Here is a 3,630-nt window from a genome sequence, read left to right as displayed (position 1 = left end):
GTCTCGGCCAAAGCGCCGGCAGCGCACGCTAAATCGTTCATCCAGATCGCCCTTTAAAGAATCAGACGATCTCGACAGATTCAGCTCGCAAGCCAATTGTCACCCGTTAACTCACCCGATTGCCCTGGTAGATGAAGTTTCCCGCCTTGCCATCCCGACCGCAATTCAGTATTGAGAGACCACTGTTCCCCGAACAATGGAGGCGTGACATGGCAGTATTTTTCTCCTCACACGCCACCGTGGCCTGAGATTATAGCTCTCGCGGCACCCCAAGCTTAGCCAGAACCTCTAAGAACAGTTCCATCGGATTGGCGATTTAACCGACCGGGTCTTTGACGGCATCGCCGCCTTGCCCGTCTAGTCGAACGCTTACTCGAAAGCGCGATCCACCATGGCACTATCTTCAATACCGGGCGTCAAAGGCTCGACATCTACTTGGGCAGGGCTACTCAAGGCACTCACGGCTTTGACCGTGTTTCCTTTCAGACGGCCTCGTTCATCTCATCCTATCAAAGCAGAAACCCTGCCAGACTGGCTGAAGAATGACATCGGACTAAACAACCCGGACTGACTGGCAACGGCGATCCCAATTTGGGGTCGCCGATACCTGCATCTTTCAGCGCGTCCAAAAGCCTACTCCCCGATCCCAGAAGGTTTCCTATGCCTGTCGGCCGCATCATCATCCTCAACGGCACCTCAAGCGCCGGAAAGTCCACGTTGGCAAAGGCGCTCCGAGAGGAGTTGCCCGAGCCATTCTGCTACTTCAGTTCCGATCAGCTTGCCGACGGTGGTTTTCGCACCGAGAAGCTCCAAGTTCGAGACACTGGCACGCCATCCGAACGCGACCGGTTCTTCGACGGCTTCCACCGGGCCATCGCCGCCTTCGCAGACGCCGGAAACGATCTGATTGTCGAGCACATCGTCGGAACCATCCGGGCTTTCCGGCGTCCATGGAAATCAGCGTGGGACGAGGATGCACCACAAATTCGTCGTCCTCGACTTCGACAAGCCGACGGCCCGGGTCTACCTCGGCTCCTATAATTTCTCAAAACCAGCTGACCTCGAGAACGGCGAAAATCTGGTGCTCGTGCGCGATCGCACGGTGGCGACCAGCTACATGATCGAAGCGCTCCGGATGTACGACCACTACCGATTCCGCGTCGCCTCCGAAGATGGGGAAAATACCGGGCATCCGCTTGAGCTGCAATTGCCGCCGCAGGCGGGCGAAGCGGCGTGGTTTGAGCGTGACTGGACCGATCCTATACGTGCTCGCGACCGCCAGCTCTTTGCTCGCGCCGACTGATGCCGGTGCAGCTGCCTTATGGCAGCGTAACGTTCTTCACCTCGGCCCGCTTTTTCTTGACCCCAGGGCTCGCTCGTCCTTTCCATCTCGATCAGGTCGGCGGGGAAGACGCGCTTTTGGAACACGAGGCGTCCTCAGAGTTTCCTGTCAACCATTGGTCATATTCGTCGCGACGAAGCAGAACAGGCATGCGGTTGTGCACTGGCGCGACCGCCGCGTTGGCGTCGGTCATTGCGCCTGAGTAGACCGGCCCCATTCGTCGCTGACGCACCACAGGCCCGCCCAGGCAAAAGATGAGTTCGCCCTTCACGCTGAACCAGTTGCGGGTCTTCGGGCCTTTGGGTCATTCAGCCTCTGCGAAGCCATCGGTTCGCGATGGTGTGTGGATGGAATGTCGTGGCGGGGAATGCAAAAAGAGGTTGGCGATCGGGTCGTGGATGGAAACGAAGCGTTGAAGATGCCTTGCTGACTTGAAGCGTTTCATGATCCTCACGTTCGATTAATGCGCAGCACCTAGCCGGGAGAGGCGAGACTGCTTCCAAGCGATGAGCTCTCAATTCCTTCGTCCTTCATTCGTCTGGCCCTGGCCTGAATCAAATTGTGGACGAAATCCTGGCCGAAGGCGATCGATCCGGCTTGATTGCAATCAAGATTCGCTATATCAACGATGAGGTACGTACGTCAAAGGAGTCCCTTCGCGGACCAACGCCAAGCGCCCTCGTCCCGGTGGAGTGGCAACTGACAGCGCGGTGACAGTCAAACCGGACCACTCAGGCGAGGCTAATCAAGCCAGCAAGCGAAATTCGAAAGGCAATACGATGAAGGGGTTCAGGCTTGACCCGGAATTCGCCATAACAGACGAACAATCTCTTCGAAGTCTGTTTGATGCGACACATGCTCTGGCCATACAAAAGTGTCAGGACAGCCTCGGCAAGCATGCCCAGGACTTTATAAGGCGTTCTCCATTCCTGTGCATCGGCACACAGGATCTGAATGGAAAAGCTGATGTCAGCCCCCGCGGTGACCCTGTCGGCTTTGTCCAAATTCTTGATGAACGCACGCTGGCGATACCGGACCGACCCGGCAATAATCGTCTCGATACGCTGGTCAATATTCTCGCAAATCCGACCGTTGGACTATTGTTCATCATTCCGGGGTTTGACGACACATTGCGCGTGAATGGTTGCGCCACTCTGGTGAACGACCCTGAACTTCTGGAGAGCATGAGCGTCAATGATCGCGCCCCCAAACTCGCCATTGTGGTCCGGGTGAGTGAGGTCTTCATGCACTGCGCCAAGGCATTTCGGCGCTCTCACTTGTGGAGCTCGGATCACTTCCAGGATCGCACCACGATGCCGTCCCTTGTGAAGATCATTCTGGACGAAACGACCGGGGCACCAAGCGATGGGGATGAGATGCGCAGAATAGATGAAGATTTGGAACATGAATACAAGAGGACACTTTACTAACTACTGGAGAGGAATTGGGTATTTGTGACGCCGATATGGAAAGGCGACACGATCTTTGGCGCGACGCTATGAACGCGCGCGGCTTGTGCTTGAGACGGGACCGTAGCGTTAACCGGCCAGCGATCAAAATGTGGGATCTGGCGGTATGACCGGATTCGCCCGTGATCCTCTTTATCGTCGCCACCGATTTCCAGCGGACGTGATTGCCTATGCCGTTTGGCTCTATTTCCGGTTTCCGCTCAGGCTGCGAATGGTCGAGGATATGCTGGCAGCCCGTGGCGTCATCGTCGCACCAGACCGCAAGGGTGGAGAAGTTTGGCAGGCATTTCGCCAATAATATCCGGAAGCGATCAGCCGGCAGGCTCGGCAGCAAATGGCACCTCGATGAGGTTGTCATCACGATCGCCGGCAAGCGACCCGATCGCCGACCTCTTTTACATTCCCCGCCACGACATTCCATCCACACACCATCGCCAACTGCGAGCCGCAGCCCTGGATGCCTGGCGCCAACTCGCACGCCTTCACGCCGCATGAAGCAAAGCCGCACTCCAAAATATTGTCTTCGCGGCATTAAGTTTGCGGTGCCTTTACAGCATCAGCCTCGGGAACTCCACCTTGGGACGCCCGAAGGACGACATCTTGGGCCGGGATGAGTTCTGTTTATCGCAACCGGTTCCCCGCTTAGGTCGCTCCGAACAATAACTGAATCGTCATTTGTCGAGGGTGCGTCTGATTGACTCATGGGCGGGGGATTCCCGTGCGGATCAGATAGACGTATGTCGATGGCATGATCGACGAGGATGGCATCAGATACCGTTGGGCGACCATCAGATACCGTTGGGCGACAGTGGGGCGCAA

At 56.6% G+C, this 3,630-nt stretch carries 3 protein-coding genes and 3 pseudogenes; 4 read left to right on the top strand and 2 right to left on the bottom strand.

Going from position 1 to position 3,630, the window contains the following annotated elements:
* The first annotated feature begins 660 nt into the window (after positions 1–660).
* Positions 661–1,041, top strand: a complete 381-nt coding sequence (locus AC1DMK_RS30890) for a phosphotransferase-like protein (RefSeq protein WP_477864020.1) — start codon at positions 661–663, stop codon at positions 1,039–1,041.
* Positions 923–1,303: pseudogene (locus AC1DMK_RS30885) on the top strand (phospholipase D-like domain-containing protein); the annotation flags it as partial. The gene AC1DMK_RS30890 and the pseudogene AC1DMK_RS30885, both read left to right, overlap by 119 nt.
* Before the next feature lie 91 nt (positions 1,304–1,394).
* Here the strand turns inward: AC1DMK_RS30885 and AC1DMK_RS30880 are convergent.
* A complete protein-coding gene (locus AC1DMK_RS30880; RefSeq protein ID WP_477864021.1) occupies positions 1,395–1,493 on the bottom strand; it encodes a hypothetical protein in 99 nt (32 codons plus the stop codon).
* Between the two features lie 210 nt (positions 1,494–1,703).
* A pseudogene (locus tag AC1DMK_RS30875) lies at positions 1,704–1,793 on the bottom strand (IS6 family transposase); the annotation flags it as partial.
* A gap of 328 nt (positions 1,794–2,121) precedes the next feature.
* On the opposite strand from AC1DMK_RS30875, the gene AC1DMK_RS30870 reads away from it, so the two are divergent.
* Together AC1DMK_RS30870 and AC1DMK_RS30865 are read left to right on the top strand one after the other, a co-directional pair.
* Positions 2,122–2,772, top strand: a complete 651-nt coding sequence (locus tag AC1DMK_RS30870; RefSeq protein WP_037063044.1) for a pyridoxamine 5'-phosphate oxidase family protein — start codon at positions 2,122–2,124, stop codon at positions 2,770–2,772.
* 145 nt (positions 2,773–2,917) lie between these two features.
* A pseudogene (locus AC1DMK_RS30865) lies at positions 2,918–3,188 on the top strand (IS6 family transposase); the annotation flags it as partial.
* Between the last annotated feature and the right edge of the window lie 442 nt (positions 3,189–3,630).

The organism is Rhizobium sp. 05L419 (assembly GCF_056397845.1).
This window is presented reverse-complemented; position numbering and strand designations above follow the sequence as displayed.